The organism is Terrabacter sp. NPDC000476, assembly GCF_040300125.1.
Classification (GTDB): domain Bacteria; phylum Actinomycetota; class Actinomycetes; order Actinomycetales; family Dermatophilaceae; genus Terrabacter.
Map to the genome: position 1 here is coordinate 300723 of NZ_JBEPDF010000003.1, position 18798 is coordinate 319520.

Annotated in this window: 16 protein-coding genes; 8 read left to right on the plus strand and 8 right to left on the minus strand. The window is 74.0% G+C overall.

Annotated elements, in window-relative coordinates; all coding sequences use genetic code 11:
- Window positions 1–15: 15 nt before the first annotated feature.
- Both ABT295_RS17440 and ABT295_RS17445 read right to left on the minus strand, forming a co-directional pair.
- On the minus strand, window positions 16–804 hold the full coding sequence (locus tag ABT295_RS17440) for a class I SAM-dependent methyltransferase (RefSeq protein ID WP_352395664.1): 789 nt from the start codon (window positions 802–804) through the stop codon (window positions 16–18).
- Window positions 805–939: 135 nt separating this feature from the next.
- Entirely contained in the window at window positions 940–1224 is a 285-nt protein-coding gene (locus ABT295_RS17445; RefSeq protein WP_352395665.1) for a hypothetical protein, read from the minus strand.
- 18 nt (window positions 1225–1242) lie between these two features.
- Between ABT295_RS17445 and ABT295_RS17450 the strand changes: the two genes are divergently transcribed.
- The 3 genes from ABT295_RS17450 (at window position 1243) to ABT295_RS17460 (ending at window position 6470) form a co-directional block, all read left to right on the plus strand.
- A complete protein-coding gene (locus ABT295_RS17450; protein WP_352395666.1) occupies window positions 1243–1764 on the plus strand; it encodes a GNAT family N-acetyltransferase in 522 nt (173 codons plus the stop codon).
- A 107-nt stretch (window positions 1765–1871) separates the two neighbouring features.
- Window positions 1872–6017, plus strand: coding sequence for a PDDEXK-like endonuclease domain-containing protein (locus tag ABT295_RS17455; protein WP_352395667.1), 4146 nt, complete (start codon window positions 1872–1874; stop codon window positions 6015–6017).
- A 60-nt stretch (window positions 6018–6077) separates the two neighbouring features.
- Complete coding sequence (locus tag ABT295_RS17460; RefSeq protein WP_352395668.1) at window positions 6078–6470, plus strand: tetratricopeptide repeat protein; 393 nt, start codon at window positions 6078–6080, stop codon at window positions 6468–6470.
- Between the two features lie 226 nt (window positions 6471–6696).
- On the opposite strand, the gene mscL is transcribed toward ABT295_RS17460, so the two are convergent.
- The 5 genes from mscL to ABT295_RS17485 all read right to left on the minus strand — a co-directional run bounded on the left by mscL (window position 6697) and on the right by ABT295_RS17485 (window position 10938).
- Entirely contained in the window at window positions 6697–7080 is a 384-nt protein-coding gene (mscL, locus tag ABT295_RS17465) for a large conductance mechanosensitive channel protein MscL (RefSeq protein WP_352395669.1), read from the minus strand.
- A 106-nt stretch (window positions 7081–7186) separates the two neighbouring features.
- Window positions 7187–7741 (minus strand): SAF domain-containing protein, encoded by a 555-nt coding sequence (locus tag ABT295_RS17470; protein WP_352395670.1) that lies wholly within the window; start codon window positions 7739–7741, stop codon window positions 7187–7189.
- Between the two features lie 254 nt (window positions 7742–7995).
- The gene (locus ABT295_RS17475; RefSeq protein WP_352395671.1) at window positions 7996–8886 is read right to left on the minus strand and encodes an S-methyl-5'-thioadenosine phosphorylase; all 891 of its coding nucleotides are present in this window, start codon (window positions 8884–8886) and stop codon (window positions 7996–7998) included.
- Window positions 8887–8959: 73 nt separating this feature from the next.
- Window positions 8960–9343 carry an FmdB family zinc ribbon protein gene (locus ABT295_RS17480; RefSeq protein WP_352395672.1) on the minus strand — a complete coding sequence of 128 codons (384 nt, stop codon included), beginning with the start codon at window positions 9341–9343 and terminating at the stop codon, window positions 8960–8962.
- Window positions 9344–9417: 74 nt separating this feature from the next.
- Window positions 9418–10938: a potassium/proton antiporter gene (locus ABT295_RS17485; protein WP_352395673.1), complete on the minus strand. Its 1521-nt coding sequence runs from the start codon at window positions 10936–10938 to the stop codon at window positions 9418–9420.
- A 126-nt stretch (window positions 10939–11064) separates the two neighbouring features.
- Here ABT295_RS17485 and ABT295_RS17490 point away from each other — a divergent pair, with 126 nt between their 5' ends.
- On the plus strand, window positions 11065–13671 hold the full coding sequence (locus tag ABT295_RS17490) for a penicillin acylase family protein (protein ID WP_502991197.1): 2607 nt from the start codon (window positions 11065–11067) through the stop codon (window positions 13669–13671).
- Between the two features lie 45 nt (window positions 13672–13716).
- Here ABT295_RS17490 and ABT295_RS17495 read toward each other — a convergent pair whose 3' ends face one another.
- Window positions 13717–14322 (minus strand): 5-formyltetrahydrofolate cyclo-ligase, encoded by a 606-nt coding sequence (locus ABT295_RS17495; RefSeq protein WP_352395674.1) that lies wholly within the window; start codon window positions 14320–14322, stop codon window positions 13717–13719.
- A gap of 59 nt (window positions 14323–14381) precedes the next feature.
- Between ABT295_RS17495 and ABT295_RS17500 the strand changes: the two genes are divergently transcribed.
- From ABT295_RS17500 to ABT295_RS17515, 4 genes are all read left to right on the plus strand, one after another.
- Window positions 14382–17021, plus strand: coding sequence for a UTP--glucose-1-phosphate uridylyltransferase (locus tag ABT295_RS17500; protein WP_352395675.1), 2640 nt, complete (start codon window positions 14382–14384; stop codon window positions 17019–17021).
- Between the two features lie 97 nt (window positions 17022–17118).
- On the plus strand, window positions 17119–17544 hold the full coding sequence (moaC, locus tag ABT295_RS17505; RefSeq protein WP_502991216.1) for a cyclic pyranopterin monophosphate synthase MoaC: 426 nt from the start codon (window positions 17119–17121) through the stop codon (window positions 17542–17544).
- On the plus strand, window positions 17537–18031 hold the full coding sequence (locus ABT295_RS17510) for a MogA/MoaB family molybdenum cofactor biosynthesis protein (RefSeq protein WP_352395676.1): 495 nt from the start codon (window positions 17537–17539) through the stop codon (window positions 18029–18031). The genes moaC and ABT295_RS17510 overlap by 8 nt, the downstream gene beginning before the upstream one ends.
- 90 nt (window positions 18032–18121) lie before the next feature.
- Window positions 18122–18754, plus strand: a complete 633-nt coding sequence (locus ABT295_RS17515) for a GNAT family N-acetyltransferase (protein ID WP_352395677.1) — start codon at window positions 18122–18124, stop codon at window positions 18752–18754.
- Window positions 18755–18798: the final 44 nt, after the last annotated feature.

Genomic DNA, 18798 nt, shown 5'->3' on the forward strand with positions numbered 1-18798 from the left:
GCTCGCGCCGCGTCGTCAGGCGCCGCAGAGCACGTATGCCGCCGTGCTCGGCAGGTGCAGCAGGCCGCCGTCGGCGAGCTCCGAGGCGGCGCGGCGGAAGTGCTGCTCGGCCGCGGCCCGGACGGCCGACGTCTGCGCCAGGTATGCCTGGCCCGCGGTGGCGACGCCGCCGGCGATGCCGCTCCAGAGGTTGTCGACGGTGACCGCCCAGTCCCAGCGCAGCTCGCGGGCGTCGAGCACGGTGAGCCCGGCGCCCTTGGCGCCCCCGGCGACGTCCGCCAGGCCCTCCACCGAACGGTCGAAGTCGAGCTCCGGCGGCAACCGACCACCCGGTGCCACGACGACGCCTGCCGCCTCGAAGGCATACGTCGTCAGCGCCGACCACGTGGGCGGGCGGGCCGTCCACGACGTCAGCGCGACGCGGCCGCCGGGGCGCGTGACCCGAGCGAGCTCGCGCGTCGCGGCCCGCGGGTCGCCGACGTGGTTGACGACGAAGTTGGCGGTCACCGCGTCGAAGCAGCCGTCGCCGAAGGGGAGCGAGGGCAGGGCAGCCCGGACGGCGCGGCCCGGCACGACGCCCTCGGTAAGCGCGGCCATGCCCGGGTCGGCGTCGACGGCGACGACGGTGCGCCCCTGCTCCGCGGCGCGGGCCGCGAGGTCACCGGTGCCCGAGCCGACGTCGAGGTGATGGCCGCCGCCCACGGCCACGGGGCGGGTGTCGTCGAGCAGCCGCTCGAGCGTGCCGCCGCACAGGGTGGCGAACGACCGCTCGTACGCCTGCGCCACCCCGGTCCACGAGCTCACCGGCCCATCCAACCCCACTCGTCGGCAACACACCGAGCAGGTTCGAACACACCGCGATCGGATGCCGGTGCGTTGCGACCTATTCGGTGTGTTGCGGGCGCGCGGCGTCGGCGACCGCGCGCCAGCCCGGGTTGGTCAGCCAGCGTCCTTGCGGGGACGGTGGGCGAGATCGCGGCGGAGCCACTCGTTGCGCTCGCCGACGAGGCGCGGCAGGTAGGTGTCGAGGACGGCGCGCTCGGCGAGCCGGCCCAGGGGACCCAGCGGGGCGGCATACGTGATCGTGTCGGTCATCAGCGTCACCCCCGCCCCCTCGGCGGCGAAGGTGGGCTCGTGCCACCAGGTGGTGAACGGGTCGCGCTGCTGCTCGTCGACGAAGCGGACCATTCCGGTCGCAGGTCGGCACGGCGCGAGCCTAGCCACGGCGCGTAGGTTCGGGGCATGCCACGGCTCGTCCTGCCCACCACGGCCCTGCACCGCGAGTTCCTCGACTGCCTGGACGACTGGGGTCCGGGCGACCACGAGGACGGCTTCGGCATCAGCTCCGAGATGGACCTCGTCTCACCGGAGGGCTTCGCGGCCTGGGTCGGGGACCGGCTGCGACGCACGCACCCGCACGGCACGCCGTGCCCGCCCTGGCCTCACGGCAGCCCGCGGTGGATCGTCGAGGACGGGCAGGTGCTCGGCGGCATCGTGCTGCGCCACCTCTTCGACGACCGCGTGGGCCAGATCGGCTACGGGGTGCGCCCGTCGGCCCGGCGTCGCGGGCTCGCCTCGTGGGCGCTCGGCGAGATGCTCGTCGAGGCCCGGCTCGCCCTCGGCGTCGACCGCGTGCTCGTGCCGTGCCTCGCCGACAACGTGGCGTCCGCCCGCACCATCGAGCACGTGGGCGGCGTGCTCGAGCAGGTGCGGGACGAGGCGCACGGGCCGGTGCGGCGCTACTGGGTGCCGGTGCCTGCCTGAGCCGGCGACGGGTCGGTCGTCCGCCGGCGGTGGCCGCTGCGCGGATTGCGGGTCCACGGGGGCTGTCGGTGTCCTCCACGGCCGGCAACGTTCGTTAGCCTGCAGGAATGACCGAAGCCCCCAGGACCGACCCTGCCCGTCAGGCCGAGTCGGGCACGGGTGACCCGCGGGCCGACCGCGTGGCCGCCGCGGTGCGGACCTGGCAGCGCACCCTCGTCGACCTCGGCGGCCGCAACACGCTGCTCTGGTACCGCGACCTCCCCTCCGGCACCCTCGACCTCACGACCGCGCACCCGGGCGGCGTCTCGATGCTGCTCGCCGGGCGGCGCACGCGCCTGTCAGACCTCGTCCGCGAGCCGGCCGCCTTCGAGGAGGCCCGGCGGCGGGCGCGGGCGATCCGCGCCAAGGCGCTCGAGCTGCGCGAGGAGCGCGGCATCGCGGCCGGCTTCGTCGCGATCGGCATGGCGACGTGGTCGGTGCCCCGCGCGGCCCGGCCACCGGCCTCGCCCGTGCTGCTCCGCTCGTGCGTGCTGCGTCCGACGGGTGCGTCCCAGGAGGACTTCGAGCTCGACCTCGGCCCCGAGGTCGAGTTCAACCCGGTGCTGCGCGAGTACCTCCGCTCCGAGCAGGGCATCGAGCTCGACGGTGAGGCGCTCGCCGACCTCGCCACGGCGACGAACGGCTTCGACCCCTACCCCGTCTACGCCGCGCTGGAGTCCGCGTGCGCGCGGGTGCCGGAGTTCGACATCACGCCGCGGCTCGTGCTCGGCACCTTCTCCTACGCCAAGCTGCCGATGGTGGCCGACCTCGCGCTGCAAGGCGCGACCCTCGCCGACCACGACGTCGTGGCCGCGCTCGCCGGTGACGAGTCCGCCCTCGCGGCGGTGCGGATGCGCCTGCCCGACGCCGAGGCCGACCCGGACCCCGAGCACGAGCACCTCGTGCTCGACGCCGACTCCTCGCAGCACGCCGCCATCGACGCCGTGCGGGCGGGCGCCCACCTCGTCATCAAGGGCCCGCCCGGCACCGGCAAGTCGCAGACGATCGTCAACCTCATCGCCTCGCTCGCCGCGGAGGGCAAGTCGACGCTCTTCGTCGCCGAGAAGCGGGCGGCCATCGACGCCGTGCTCGGGCGGCTCGACCGCCTCGGCCTCGGCGACCTCGTGCTCGACGCCTACGACGGCACGACGAACAAGCGCGCCACCGCCCAGCAGTTCGCCCGCAGCCTCGACGCGGCCGTGCAGAACGGCGCCACCGACGTCGACCGCACGACAAGCACGCTGCGCGAGCGCCGCGGACGCCTGACGGCCCACCTCAAGGCGCTCCACGAGGAGCGCCAGCCCTGGGGGGTCTCGGCCCACGAGGTGCAGGAGGCGCTCGTCGAGCTGGCCACCCGCACGCCGGCGCCGACGTCGGCCGTGCGCCTCACCGGGCGCGACCTGACGGGGATGTCGCGCACCCGGGCCGTCGAGCTCGGGCGCCGGCTGCGCGACGCCGCCGGGCTGGGCGCGTGGACCCGCGACGGCGACGACCCGTGGTTCGGCGCGCGGATCCTCACGCCCGACGACGCCGCCAAGGCGCTCGACATCACGACCCGCCACAGCACGGGCGGCCTCGACGAGGCCGCTGGTGAGCTCAACCGCATCCTCTCGGAATCGCATGTACCGGAAGCGAACTCGCTCGAGGACTGGAAGGCGGCCTTCGAGACGATGTCGCGGGTGCGTGAGACCCTCGAGGTGTTCCGTCCCGAGGTCTTCGACATCCCGCTCAAGGAGCACATCGCCGCGACGGGCACCCGCGACTGGCGGCAGAACCGCGACATCGACATGGGCTGGTTCGCCCGGTGGCGGGTGCGCCGCCAGACCAAGCGGCTGCTGCGCCCGGGCCGTCCGCCCGCCGACCTCCACGGCGAGCTCGTCTCGGCGAGCGAGCAGCGCGACCACTGGTTCGCCCTCGTCGGCGGCGGGGGCCGCCCCGAGATCTCGCCCCGGCTCGACGAGGGCCTCGCGCGCCTCGGCGCCCTGACGGCAGACCTCGAGTGGCTCGACGACCGGCTTCAGACCGGCCCGGCCTCGGAGCGTCTCGTCGTCCTGCCTTTGCGCGAGCTGCGGGAGCGCCTGGCCGACCTCGCCGGCCGACCCGAGCGGATCGCCGTGCTGCCGCACGTGACGGCCGCGCTCGACGACGTGCGCAGTGCCGGCCTCGGAGCCGTCGTCGACGACCTGGCCCGGCGCGGCGTCGCCACCGACCACGTGACGGCCGAGGTCGACCACGTCTGGTGGGCCTCGCTCGCGCAGGAGATCACGCTGCGCGACCCCGCCTACGGCGCCCACGACGGCGCCGGGCTGCGCCGCGACGCCGCGGAGTACGCCGAGGCCGACCACGCCCACCTCGCCGCGACGGTCGAGCGGGTGCGCGCGGCCGTCGCCCGCAACGTGCGGGAGGTGCTCTCCGACCACCCCGCGCACGAGGCGCTCGTGCGCTCCGAGGCGGGCAAGGCCCGGCGGCACCGGCCGCTGCGCGACCTCATGCCGCAGGCCGCGGCCACGCTCACGGCGATCAAGCCGTGCTGGGCCATGAGCCCGCTCGTCGTCGCCTCGACCCTGCCGCCCGGGCGCTGGTTCGACGTCGTCATCTTCGACGAGGCCTCGCAGGTGCAGCCGGCCCAGGCCATCGCCGCCATCGCCCGCGGGCGCCAGGTCGTCGTGGCCGGCGACGAGCGGCAGCTTCCCCCGACGAACTTCTTCACCGTCGTCTCGGACGACGACGGGGCGCAGCCGGCCGAGGCCGACGAGGTGCTCACCGAGGGCTTCGAGTCGGTGCTCGACGTGCTCGCGGCCGCCCTGCCGACCCGTGACCTGACGTGGCACTACCGCAGCCGCGACGAGCGCCTCATCGCGTTCGCCAACCGGGCCGTCTACGACGGCCGCCTGACGACGTTCCCCGGCACCTCGATCGAGTCGGCGGTCACCTTCGAGCCTGTCGACGGCCAGGCCGTCGTGCAGCCCGGCGTCGACACCATCGAGACGACCGACGGCGAGGTCGCCCGTGTCGTCGAGCTCGTGCTCGAGCACGCCCGCACGAGGCCCGGCGAGTCGCTCGGCGTCATCACGCTCGGGATCAAGCACGCCGACCGCATCGACGACGCCGTCACCGCGGCCCTGCGCACGGCACCCGACGTCGCCGCCTTCTTCGACGACACCCGTGACGAGCGCTTCTTCGTCAAGAACCTCGAGCGCGTGCAGGGCGACGAGCGCGACGCGATCATCCTGTCGATCGGCTACGGCAAGACGCCGCACGGCCGGGTGCTGCATCGCTTCGGCCCGCTCAACATCGAGGGCGGCGAGCGCCGGCTCAACGTGGCGATCACGCGTGCCCGCGCCCGCATGACGGTCGTCTCGGCCCTGCGCGCGAGCGACCTCGACCCCGAGCGGCTCAAGGCCCGCGGTGCGACGATGCTGCGCGACTTCCTCGCCTACGCCGAGAGCCGGGGCGACAGCGGCCACGAGGGCACCCTGTTCGCCACGGCGACGGTGACGAACGACCCGCTGCGCCACGACCTCGCCGAGCGTCTGCGCCGCGAGGGCCTCACCGTGCACGAGGACTACGGCACCGCCGACCAGCGCATCGACCTCGCCATCGAGGACCCCTACCACCGCGGTCGGGCGCTCGTCGCCGTCGAGACCGACGGCGCGAGGTATGCCGCCCTGCCGAGCACGCGCGACCGCGACCGACTGCGCCCGGAGCAGCTGGCCCGGCTCGGCTGGGTGCACGAGCGGGTGTGGAGCACCGACATCTTCCGTGACCCCGCCCGTGAGATCGCCCGTCTCGTCACGGTCGCCCGCACGGCATCGCCCCCGGCCACGCCGGAGCCCGAGGACGCCCCGGCATCCGGTGGCGCGGACGGCACGGCCGGGGACGAGCCGGGCGCCACGGTCGACGCCGCCCAGGACGCGACGACCGGCGGTGCGGCCTCCGGCGCGGACCGGTCCTCGTCGCGGTCGGCCGGTGCGGCGACGACGTCGGCCCCGGCGGCCGCTCCCAAGCCGAAGCGCAAGCGCCGCAGGGTCTTCCGCAAGGGCACCGGTGACGCCGCCGCGACCCCGGACGCCTCGGAGCCCGGTGCCGCCGAGCCCGGGGGAGCGCTGCGCCGCAACAGCGACGAGCTCGACCTCGGCTGGGGCGAGCGTCCGTCGGGTTCCGGCGTCGGTGACCGGTGGCTCGAGGAGCAGCGCCCGCCGCACTACGAGTGACCTGTCGGGTGGCCTGACGTCGGCCGGAATGCCGTGCCCCGCGCCGGCGTTGGAGGGCGCATGAACACCACGACTCCGTTCTCGCTGCGCCTCTCGATGGCCCAGGGTCTCTTCGAGCAGGGCGACCACCTGGCCGCCGCCACGGCGCTGGCCGAGCTCGTCGACGAGGTGGAGTCGCCCGAGTCGGGCGAGACCCTGCTCCACGGCACGACCGACCTGCGGCTGCTCCTCGCCCGCGCCTACTTCCACTCGGCCCAGTTCGGCCGGGCGGAGGCCACGCTGACGCGGATCATCGAGGAGTCGCCGACCGAGGCCTACGCCCACCTGCTGCTCGGGCGCACCCTGCAGCGGGCCGGCCGGCACGAGGAGGCGGCCCGGCCGCTCGCCCTCGCGGAGCTGCTCGGCGACTACGAGCGTCCGCAGGCCTACGGCGGTCCCGTCCGCGACCGCTGAGCACCGTCGGCCGCCGGGTCGAGGTGTGCCGCGGGGCCAGAGCGCGACGGATCACCTCGAACCGTCCGCGGCCCTCGCCGGTCGAGGTATGCCGTCGCGCTCGGGCACGAGGGATCACCTCGAACCGCTCGGGCGAGGTCACGACGACGAGGCCGCGACGAGGCCGCCACGAGACGACGACGGAGCGGGGACCGTTCGGTCCCCGCCCCGTCGCCGTCGGATCAGGTCAGCGGGTCCGCAGGCTGTCGCGGATCTCGGTGAGCAGGATGACCTCGGGCGACGGAGCCTCGGGCTCGGCCTCCTGGCCTCGGTTGAGGCGGGCGAGGAGCCGGTTGACCGGCAGCACGAGGACGAAGTACACGGCCGCCGCGATGATGATGAAGTTGAAGGCGGCATCGAGGATGAGGCCGATCGAGAAGTCGGCCTCGTTAATCGTGAACGTGCCGACCTGGGTGAGGTCGGGCTTCTTGAAGATGGCGGCGATGAGCGGCGTGACGAGGCCCTTGACGATCGCCTGGACGACCGCGGTGAAGGCCGCTCCGAGGACGACGGCGACCGCGAGGTCGATGACGTTCCCGCGCATGACGAAGTCCTTGAAACCCTTGAGCATGAGATCCCCTTCCTGGGCCCCCGCGACCCGGGTGCCGACGTGTGCTGCTCGGACCGGTGGTCCTGGTGCGGGTGTGCCGCGTGGGACGGGACCCGACGGGACGAGACTACTGCCCGGGTGAGCCGTTGCGACGGAGCGCGACGACGAGGGTCTGGCCTGCGTCGAGCGCGTCCAGGCTGCGCGCGACCGCAGCCGCCCGATCCGGGTCGAGGGCGACGGTGATCCGCGGGGGCGCCGCGGCCGCGACGCCGCCGGTCTCACTGCCCTGCTGCACCGCGAGCACGGCCACGTCGACGGCCACCCGGTCACCGCTGCCGGTCGCGTAGAGGTCCACACGGCTGCCGGGGCGCACCCCGACCGACGCGGTGTCGAGCACGGGCACGCCGAAGGCGACCCGGTCCGCGGGCTGGCCCGCGAGCAGGTCGGGGCCGAGCAGGCGTGCGGCCGTGACGACCTCGTGGGTGGTGAGCGGGCCGGCCGCCACCCGACCGACCGCGGCGTCGACGGAGTCGAGGGCCGTCTCCGGTCGTGCGCCCACCGGCCGCGGTGCCAGCTCGACGTCGTCGCGCCCGATGACGGTGCCGGCCGCCACGTCTCGTGCCACGACGACGGTCGCGACGCCCGAGCCGGCTGCGGCGGGCGGTCGCAGGCTGGCGACCACGGCCAGCGTCCCTGCGGCTGCGAGGACGGCGGCGACCCACCGGCGCGCGAGGGCTCGCCTCGCCCGTCGCCGGCGCGGCCCGTCGGGCCGGAGCGCACCCGCGCGCCCGGCCCACGGGGACCGCCCCGCCCGTCGAGACCGCCCGGCCCCAGGGGACCGCCCCGCCCGTCGAGGCCGCCCGGCCTCCGGGGACCGCAGGGCCCGGCGAGTCCGCGGGGTCGGGGGACGTGGCGCGGGCCGCCGCTCCTCGGGCATCAGGGCAGGGTGAGCGGCAGCTCGAGCCCGTCGAGCGCGCGGCGGCACGGGCAGGTGGCCCGCTCGTCCGGCTCGTGGGCCGGCAGCTGGCCGATGGCGTCGCGGAGGATGCCGGTGAGGTGCTCGACGTTCGTGGCGAAGACCCGCAGCACCTCGTCGTGGCTCACCGCGTCGCCACCCTCGACGCCCGCGTCGTGGTCGGTGACGACGGCGATCGTCGTGAAGCACAGGGCCAGCTCGCGGGCGAGGGCGGCCTCGGGCATCGTCGTCATGCCGACGATGCCGAACCCCGCCTGCTGGTGCATGAGCGACTCGGCGCGCGAGGAGAACCGTGGCCCGTTGACGACGACGAGCGTGCCGTCGGCCACGACGGGCAGCGGCGAGAGGCGCGCCGCGTCGACCGCGACCTGGCGCCCGTTCGGGCAGTACGGGTCGGCGAAGCCGACGTGCACGACCGGCCCCTCCTGCTCGTAGAAGGTGTGCGCCCGCCCCCACGTGCGGTCGACGACCTGGTCGGGCACGACGACGGTGCCGGGACCGTGCTCGGGGCGGAGCGAGCCGACGGCGCACGGCGAGAGCACCTGCCGGACGCCCACCGCGCGCAGCGCCCAGAGGTTGGCGCGGTAGTTGACGCGGTGGGGCGCGAAGCGGTGGCCCTTGCCGTGCCGGGCGACGAACGCGACCGAGCGCCCCTCGACCTCACCGATGACGAGCGGGTCGCTGGGACGCCCGAAGGGGGTGTCGACCTCGACCGTCTCGTAGTCGTCGAGGAACTCGTAGAGGCCCGAGCCGCCGATGACGCCGATCTCGGCGCGGGGCGCTTCCGGGGACCCGGTCGGTTCGGCGGGAGCGGGCGGGGTCGCGGTGGGGGGCGTCGCGGGAGTCGTCATGCCCCGAGCCTAGGGCGGTCGCCCGGCCCGCCGGACGGCATACGGCCGCGGCTGGGGACAACCGCCCGGAGCGTCAGGGGGCTGTGGACGACGCGCTGCCCGACGAGCCCGACGAGCCCGACGAGGAGGACGTCGACGACGTCGAGGATCCCGACGTGCCCGCCGTCGACGAGCCGGACGTCGAGCCCTTCGCCGACTCCGTGCTCGACCCCTTGGCGCCCGAGTCGCTGCCGGACGACTTCTCCGTCGGCGTCGTGCTGCCCGAGCCCTTCGTCGACGCGCGCGAGTCGGTCTTGTAGAAGCCGGAGCCCTTGAAGGCGATGCCGACGGGGTGGATCACCTTGCGCAGCCGCGGGGCCCCGCACTCCGGGCACACCGTCAGGGCGTCGTCGGTGAACGACTGGCGGATGTCGAAGGCGTGACCGCACTCGGGGCACGCGTAGGAGTAGGTCGGCACTGGGGAACCTCGGGCGGTCGGAGCGGACGGGTGGGGCGTGGCAGGCGGGCCCGCGAAACGGGCCGTCCGCCAGTCTACGGCCAGCCGGCGAGGCGCCCGCCCTGGCTGATCTCGCGGATCCGGCGCTCGGTGCGGACCTTGACCTTCGAGGTCGTCACGACGAGCAGCTGGTCGCCGTGACGGATCGTCGTGTGGGGCTCGGGCACGAAGCCCTCGCCGCCCCGCACGACGAGGGTGACGTTGGCGCCCTTGGGCAGGCGCAGCTCGAAGACCGCGACGCCGTGGAGGCGCGACTCCGCGCCGACCGTCACCTGGATGACGTCGGCGCTGATCGCCATGAGCGAGGTCGACTCGAGGTCGACGTCGACGGAGTGCACCTGCTCGGTGAGGCCGAGGCGCTTCGCGACCCACGGCAGGGTCGGCCCCTGGATGATCGTGAAGACGACGACGAGGACGAAGACGAGGTCGAAGATCCACTCGGTGTCGGGTGTGCCCGTGACGAGCGGCACCGTGGCGAGCACGACAGGGACCGCGCCGCGCAGGCCCGCCCAGGACAGGAACACCTGTTCTCGCCAGGGGATGCCGAACCACGACGCCGAGGCGACGACCGAGAGCGGGCGGGCGACGAGCAGCAGGACGAGCCCGATGACAACCGCCTTGACGAACATCTCGGTGAGACGCGTCGGGTCGGCGAGCAGGCCGAGCAGCACGAAGAGCCCGATCTGGGCGATCCACCCCAGGGCGTTGCCGAAGCTCTGGAAGGCGGCGCGGTTCGGCAGGCCCATGTTGCCGAGCACGAGGGCGGAGAGGTAGGTCGCGAGGAAGCCGGAGACGTGGACGGCGGCGCCGACGGCATACGCCAGCACCGTCAGCGCGACGACCCCGATGGAGAAGAGGGCGGAGGACGCGCCCGCGACGCGCTTGAGCAGCTGGCCGCCGAGCCAGCCGACGGAGACGCCGACGAGGGCGCCGCCGACGAGCTCGACCGCGGCGTCGAAGAGCAGCACCCACCACGGGTGGGCCTCGCCGCCCGGCAGGCCCTGCGCGGCGAACGCGACGACGAGGATGACGACGGGCGCGTCGTTGAAGCCGGACTCGGCCTCGAGCATGCCGGAGATGCGGCGGGGGAGCGCGACGTTGCGCAGCACCGCGAAGACGGCCGCCGCGTCGGTCGAGGAGACGATCGCGCCGATGAGGAGCGAGATGGTCCACGACAGCGGCAGGAAGGCGTGCGCGGCCACGGCGACCACGAGCACCGACACGACGACCCCGAGCGTCGAGAGCACCGCGGCCGGCGCGACCGACCGCTTGATGTTGCTCCACGAGGTGGTGAGGCCACCCTCGGCGAGGATGAGCACGAGGGCGGCGTAGCCGAGCACCCGTGTCGTCGAGGCGTCGTCGAACTGGATGCCCGCACCGGCGTTGCCCAGCGCGAGGCCGATGCCGAGGTAGATGAGCAGCGACGGGAGGCCCGAGCGGACCGAGAGCCGCACGGCGGCGACCGCGACGAGGAGCACGAGCGAACCGATGAGGAGCACGCGCGTCAGGTCGTCGAGAGTCATGCTCGTCGACGTGATGGACGCGAGTGCGGTCACGGGCGGCTCCTCCGGTCTCGGCCAATCCAACCATCCCGCCCGATCGCGCCGACGACCGGCCCGCGGCGCGGTGGCCACCGGCCGAGGCTGCCCGGGATGCCCGACCTCGTGGCCTAGGCTCAGGGCGTGTCACGGTTGAAGCGCGCCCGTCGGATCCTCCTGCTCCTCGCCGTCCTCGTCGTCATGGCGGTGGTCGGGGTGGGGATCCTCGCGATCGGCGTGGTGCGCCAGTCGTTCCCGCAGACCGCGGGCCGGCTGGAGATCGAGGGCCTCACGAGCTCGGTGTCGGTGCAGCGCGACGCGCGCGGCGTGCCGACGATCACGGCCGACAACGCCAAGGACCTCTTCCGGGCGCAGGGCTTCGTCAGCGCGCAGGACCGGTTCTTCGAGATGGACCTGCGCCGGCACATCACGGCCGGGCGCCTCTCCGAGCTCGTCGGCGACGCCGGCATCGAGAAGGACAAGGTGATCCGCGCCATGGGCTGGCGCCGGGTCGCCGAGGAGGAGCTGCCCAAGCTCGCGCCGGAGACGCGGCAGTACCTGCAGGCCTACGCCGACGGCGTCAACGCCTACATCAAGACGGTGGAGTCGCCGGAGAAGATGTCGCTCGAGTACACCGTGCTCGCGCGCCGCAACCCGAACTACCGCGTCGAGCCGTGGTCGCCGGTCGACTCGCTCGCGTGGCTCAAGGCCATGGCCTGGGACCTGCGTGGTGACTACAACGACGAGCTCGCCCGGGCCCGGCTCTCGCGGAGCAACCGCTCGGTCAAGCAGATCGGCCTGCTCTACCCGCAGTACCCCGCCGACCGCAACGCGCCGATCCTCTCGGACCGCGACTGGCAGCCCGCCGACGAGAGCGGCCAGGGCGACCAGGCGGCGACCCCCGCGCCGAGCGCACTGACGGCGGCCACGGCCGTGCGCTCCAGCGGCGGCCGCGACGCCGTCGACTCCACGCTCGCGGCGCTCGCCGCCGTGCCGGTGACGCTGGGCCGCGGCGACGACATCGGCTCGAACTCGTGGGTCGTCTCCGGCTCACGCACGACGACGGGCAAGCCGTTGCTCGCCAACGACCCCCACCTCGGCCTGACGATCCCCGGCATCTGGACGCAGGTGAACCTCCAGTGCCGCCAGGTGAGCGCGGCCTGCCCCTTCCGGGTGTCGGGCTACACCTTCTCCGGGCTGCCCGGGGTCGTCATCGGCCACAACGACCGCATCGCGTGGGGCATGACGAACCTCGGCCCCGACGTCACCGACTTCTACCTCGAGCAGGTCACCGGTGAGACCTACCTCCGCGACGGCGAGAGCGTGCCGCTCACCTCGCGCGAGGAGGTCATCAAGGTCGCGGGCGGCGCCGACGTGCGCCTCACCGTCCGTTCGACGGTGCACGGGCCGATCCTCTCCGACGTCGTGCGCGGCATCGAGGAGGCGGGTGACCGCACCGTCGTGCGCGGCGCCCCGCAGACGAACCGGTATGCCGTGTCGCTGGCCTGGACGGCGCTGACGCCGGGCACGACCGCCGACGCGATCTTCGCCCTCGACAAGGCCCGCGACTGGACCGAGTTCCGCAAGGCGGCGGCGCTCTTCACCGTGCCGGCGCAGAACCTCGTCTACGCCGACACGGCCGGCCACATCGGCTACCAGGCGCCGGGGCAGATCCCGGTCCGCCGATCGGCGACCCCGGCGGCGCCCCCCGGCTTCTGGCCGTCGCCCGGGTGGGACTCGCAGTGGGACTGGAAGGGCTTCGTGCCCTTCGAGGACCTGCCGCACAGCTTCGACCCCGCCGAGGGCTTCATCGTCACGGCGAACCAGGCGGTCACGTCGAGCTCGACGCCGTTCCTCACGTCGGAGTGGGACTACGGCTTCCGCGCCCAGCGCATCCGCAACCTGCTCGCCGCGACCCCGAAGGTCTCGCCGGAGACGATGTCGCGGATCCAGGGCGACACGACGAACACCTACGCGCCGGGCCTCGTCAAGCGCCTGCTCGCCGTGCAGGTCGACGACTTCACGGCCCAGGCGCAGCGCCTCCTCAAGGGGTGGACCGGCGACCAGCCGAACGACAAGTCGCGCGACTCGGCGGCGGCGGCGTACTACAACGCGGTCTGGAAGCACCTGCTGGAGTTCACCTTCGACGAGCTGCCGCCCGACATCGCGCCCGACGGCGGCAGCCGCTGGATGGTCGTCATGGAGCAGCTGCTCAAGGACCCGAAGAACGACTGGTGGGACGACAAGACGACGCCCGGTCTCACCGAGGGCTCCGGCGAGATCGTCAAGCGGGCCCTCGTCGAGGCGCGCCTCGACCTCGCCCGTGAGCTGGGCAAGGTGCCGGCGACCTGGCGCTGGGGCCGGCTGCACCAGCTCGACCTCAAGCACCAGGTGATGGGCGGCGACGGCGTGCCCGGCGCCGTGCAGGACCTCTTCAACCGCGGCGGCATCGAGCTCGGCGGCGGCAGCTCCATCGTCAACGCCAACGGCTGGAACGCCTCCCAGCCCGGCTACGGCGTGACGACGGGCCCGTCGATGCGCATGGTGGTCGACCTCGGCAACCTCGACGCCTCCCGCTGGGTCAACGCGACCGGCCAGTCGGGGCACGCCTACGACGACCACTACTCCGACCAGATCGACGCGTGGGCGGCGAACGAGAGCTTCCCGTGGCCGTTCACGGCGACCGCGGTGCGCGAGGCGACGGAGGACGAGCTGACGCTCGTGCCGCCGGCCTCGTCGTCGACGTCCTGACGCCGGGGTGGGTCGCCCGAGCAGGTATGCCGTCCGGCCGGCTCCTCAGCGCAGCCGCACGACCCGGCCGGTCGTCGTCACGTAGCCGTCGACCGGCACGTCGTGCGGGTCGCTCGGCAGGTCGAGCTCGCTCTGCTCGCCCTCGTGCAGCAGTGTCACGACCGGCGCGGCCGGGTCGCGGTGGCGCAGGGCCCGGTCGTAGCAGCCACCGCCCTGCCCGAGGCGCGTGCCGTGGCGGTCGACCGAGAGGCCCGGGGTGACCACCAGGTCGCAGGCGGCGAGCGCGTCGACGCCGAGCCACCCGGCGCGCTCGGCCGGGTCGGGAGCCCCGACCCGGCGGGTCACGGTGGCGCGGTCGCCGACCGCACCCGGCACGGCACACCGCCACTCGAGGCTGAAGTCGTCGAGCGTGACGGGCACGATCACCTCGTGCCCGGCCGCGAGGAGCGCCTCGACGAGGCGGCCGGTCGGGGGCTCGTCGGGCAGGGACTCGTAGACGGCCACCCGCGACGGGTCGGGCACGAAGCGCAGCACGGCGGCGGCGAGGGCGGCGGCCGCCGCCTCCCGGGCGCCGTCGTCGAGTCCTGCCGTGAGCTCGCGGCGTCGGGCGCGAGCGGCGTGACGCAGGTCACGCTTGGTCGCGCCGCTCATGGTCTCGGGATTGCACGCTCGGGGCTGACGCACATGTCAGCCATCGTAGGGTGAGCCCCATGACTGACCAGGGGCTCCGCGCGTCCGTCGACCTGATGCGCCAGCGGGGCCTCGGTCCCGAGGCGATCCGGGTCTTCGAGCACTACTACGAGCAGCTGAAGGGTGGCGCCCAGGGCACCATCCCCGAGGACTCCATCGAGCCGCTGCGCGAGGTCCAGCGGCTGCGCGAGGTGAGCGTCTCCGACGAGGAGGCGCGGGCCGCCCTGTCGCAGACCGCGATCATCAAGCTCAACGGCGGGCTCGGCACCGGCATGGGCATGACGGGCGCGAAGTCGGCGCTGGAGGTCAAGGACGGGCTGACCTTCCTCGACATCATCGCCCAGCAGGTGCTCGCGCTGCGCGAGCGGTGGGACGTCGAGCTTCCCCTCGTGCTGATGAACTCCTTCCGCACGTCGGAGGAGTCGCTCGAGATCCTGTCGAAGTACCCCGACCTGCCGGTCGAGGGGCTGCCACTCGACTTCATCCAGAACGCGGAGCCGAAGCTCTGCCCGGAGGACCTCACGCCGGTGCAGTGGCCGGCCGACCCCGAGCTCGAGTGGTGCCCGCCCGGCCACGGCGACATCTACGTCTCGCTCGTCACTTCGGGCGTGCTCGACGCCTTGCTGGACAAGGGGATCCGTTACGCGTTCCTCTCCAACTCCGACAACCTCGGCGCCACCTGCGACCCCGAGGTGGCCGCGTGGATGGTGGCGCACGGCCTGCCGTTCGTCGCGGAGGTCTGCAAGCGAACGAAGAGCGACCGCAAGGGCGGCCACCTCGCGGTGCGCAAGGCCGACGGACGCATCGTGCTGCGCGACACGGCGATGGTGGCGGAGGGCGAGGAGCGCTTCTTCCGCGACATCAAGCGCCACGACACCTTCAACGCGAACAACATCTGGATCGACCTGCGGGTGCTGCGCGAACGGATGACCGAGATGCAGGGCGTGCTCGGTCTGCCGATCATCGTCAACCGCAAGAACGTCGACCCCGCCGACCCCGCCTCGCCCGAGGTGATCCAGATGGAGTCGGCCATGGGCACGGCCATCGAGGTCTTCGAGGGCAGCGAGGCGATCCTCGTGCCGCGCTCGCGGTTCCGGCCGGTCAAGACGACGAACGACCTGCTCGTCATCCGCTCCGACTTCTTCTCGCTCGACGAGAGCTACCACGTCGTGGCTGCGGGCGACGGTCCCGAGCCCTTCGTCGACCTCGACTCCGCCTACCGCTTCGTGCCGAACTTCGAGAAGCGCTTCCCGCACGGCGTGCCCTCGATGAAGGAGTGCACGAGCCTGCGGGTCATCGGCGACCCCGTCTTCGGCCGCAACGTGCGCTGCGTCGGCGAGGTCCTCATCGACGGCTACCGGCGCGTGCTCGACGACGCGGTGCTCGGCGAGCTGCCCACGCCCGTCGCCCCGCCGGCCTCGGGCACCGGCCTGCGGACCGTCGACGAGCACCTCAAGGCCATCCTCTCGACGCTCCAGCCGTCGCCGACCCAGTTCACCCCGCTCACCGAGGCGCTCGGTCTCGTCGTGGCGCGCGACGTGCGCGCGAAGGTCGACCTGCCGCACTTCGACAACTCGTCGATGGACGGGTATGCCGTGCAGGCCGCGTCGCTCGAGGGCGCGGACGGGTCGCCGGTGCGCCTGCGCATCGTCGGCGAGGTCGCGGCCGGCGGTGACCCGACCTTCACGGTGCAGCCCGGTGAGGCCGCCCGGATCATGACCGGTGCCCCCCTGCCCGCGGGTGCCGACGCCGTCATCGCCGTCGAGGACACCGACGGCGCGGCGACCGGCGAGGTCGAGTGCCGCGCCGCCACCCGGCCCGGCCGCTACGTCCGGCCCCGCGGTGAGGACGTGGCCACCGGAGCGGTCATCGTCTCGGCGGGGGAGGTCGTCGGTGCCCGCACCGTCGCGCTGCTCGCCGCCTGCGGGCACGCCGGCGTCGAGGTGCACCGCCGTCCCCACGTCGTCGTGCTCTCGACCGGCGCCGAGCTCGTCGAGCCGGGGAAGCCCCTGGGGCCCGGCCAGATCCACGACTCCAACTCGTTCATGCTCTGGGCGGCCGCCGTCGGCGCAGGTGCGTCGGCCGAGATCCGCGCGGCCGTGGGCGACTCGGAGGACGAGCTCCTCGACGTGCTCGACGAGGTCGTCGCCGAGGCCGACGCGGTGATCACGAGCGGTGGTGTGTCGATGGGCGCGTACGACGTGGTCAAGAGCGCGCTCAAGGGCGAGGGCATCGACTTCGTCAAGGTGGCCATGCAGCCGGGCAAGCCGCAGGGCTACGGGCTCCTCACCGGGCCGGGCGGCCGGCGCGTGCCGATCTTCGCCCTGCCGGGCAACCCCGTCTCCTCCTTCGTCTCCTTCGAGGTCTTCGTGCGCCCGGCCCTGCGCCGCCTCATGCGCCTGTCGCCGGAGAAGCGGCGGCTCCGGCCGGCGACCCTCATCTCGGGCGTCGAGTCCTTCGAGGGCCGGCGCCAGTTCGGCCGGGCCGTCGTGTCGCGCTCGGCCGAGGGCACCCTCGTGGCCGTGCCCGTCGCGGGCCAGGGCTCGCACTTCGTGGCCGACCTGTCCCGCGCCAACGCCCTCTTCGTCGTGCCCGAGGACGTCACCGAGCTCGTGGCCGGCGAGGTCGTCGACGTGCTCGTGCTCGACCAGGAGGCCTGACGTGGCCGCCCCCGACAGCATTTCCGACCGCACCTCCGACCCCACCTCCGACCCCACGTCGGGCCTCACCCACGTCCGCGCCGACGGCAGCGCCCACATGGTCGACGTGTCGGCCAAGGCGGTCACGGCCCGGGAGGCGAGCGCGGCCGGGCGCGTGCTCCTCTCGGCCGAGGCGGTCTCGGCCCTGCGCTCGGGCGCGGTGCCCAAGGGCGACGCGCTGGCCGTGGCCCGGATCGCCGGCATCCAGGCCGTCAAGCGGACGCCGGAGCTCATCCCGCTCGCCCACCCCGTCGCCGTGCACGGGGTCGAGATCGACGTCGTCGTGGCCGACGACGGCGTCGACATCACGGCGACCGTGCGCACCGCCGACCGCACCGGCATCGAGATGGAGGCGCTGACGGCCGTCTCGGTCGCGGCGCTCGCGCTCGTCGACATGGTCAAGGCCGTCGACAAGCACGGTCGCATCACCGACGTGCGGGTCACCGCGAAGTCCGGCGGACGGTCGGGGGACTGGCGTGAGTGAGGGGTTCGGCACGGGCCGTCGGGCCGTCGTGGTCACGGCCTCGACGCGGGCCGCGGCCGGCGTCTATCCCGACCGCTCGGGGCCGGTGCTCGTCGAGCGCCTGCGGGCCTGGGGCTTCGAGGTGACCGACCCCGTCGTCGTGCCCGACGGCGACGAGCTCGGCCGGGCCCTGCGCGAGGCGCTCGCGGGCGAGCCCGAGCTCGTGCTGACGACCGGCGGCACGGGGCTCACGCCGACCGACGTCACCCCGGAGCAGACGGCGCCCCTGCTCGACCGGCTCGTTCCCGGCGTGGCCGAGGCGATCCGGGCCGCCGGCGTCGCCAAGGGCGTGCCCACCGCGATGCTGTCGCGGGGGCTCGTCGGCCTCGCGGGCCGCACCCTGGTGGCCAACCTGCCGGGCTCGCGCGGTGGCGTGGCCGACGCGCTCGACGTGCTCGAGCCGGTGCTCGGGCACGCGCTCGACCAGATCCCCGGCAGCGACCACTGAGGTGACGACCGAGGTGAGCCCCGAGCACGGCGAACGCACCGAGCACCGCGAGCGGCTCGAGCGCGCGGTGACGGGAGGGAAGCGGTGAGGATGCCGTGGCGGCCCCACCGCGACGGCCAGGCACGCTGGCCGGTCGTGCTGCGGGACTCCTCCGCCGAGCCGGCGATCGTGCTGCGCCCGCTCCGGGTCGACGACGAGCGCGAGTGGCAGCGCGTGCGCGGCGACAACGCCGACCACGTGCGCCCGTGGGAGCCGACGCTGCCGCCCGGCTCGGCCGCGCGCGCCCCGGTCTCGTTCCGCCAGTTCGTGCGCGACCTCGACGTCGAGGCGCGTGCCGACCGGGCCATGCCGTGGTGCATCGAGGTCGGCGGGCGCATCGTCGGCCAGGTGCACCTCTTCGGGATCGTCCGGGCCGCCCAGCAGTCGGGAGCCGCGGGCTACTGGCTCGACGCCGGTGCGACGGGGCGGGGGATCGCGACACGGGCCCTCGCGCTCGCCCTCGACCACGCGTTCGGGGCGGGTGGGCTGCACCGGGTCGAGGTCAACATCCGGCTCGACAACGAACGCTCGCTGCGCGTCGTCGAGCGACTGGGCTTGCGGGACGAGGGAATTCGCGAGCGTTTCCTCCACATCGACGGTGCGTGGCGCGACCACCGGTCGTTCGCGCTGACCGTCGAGGACCTGGCCGGATCGTCGGTGCTGGCCCGCTCGTCACAGTCGTAACACCAGCCTCTTGCGCGACACGCCTCGAATGTGCGGGGTCGCGT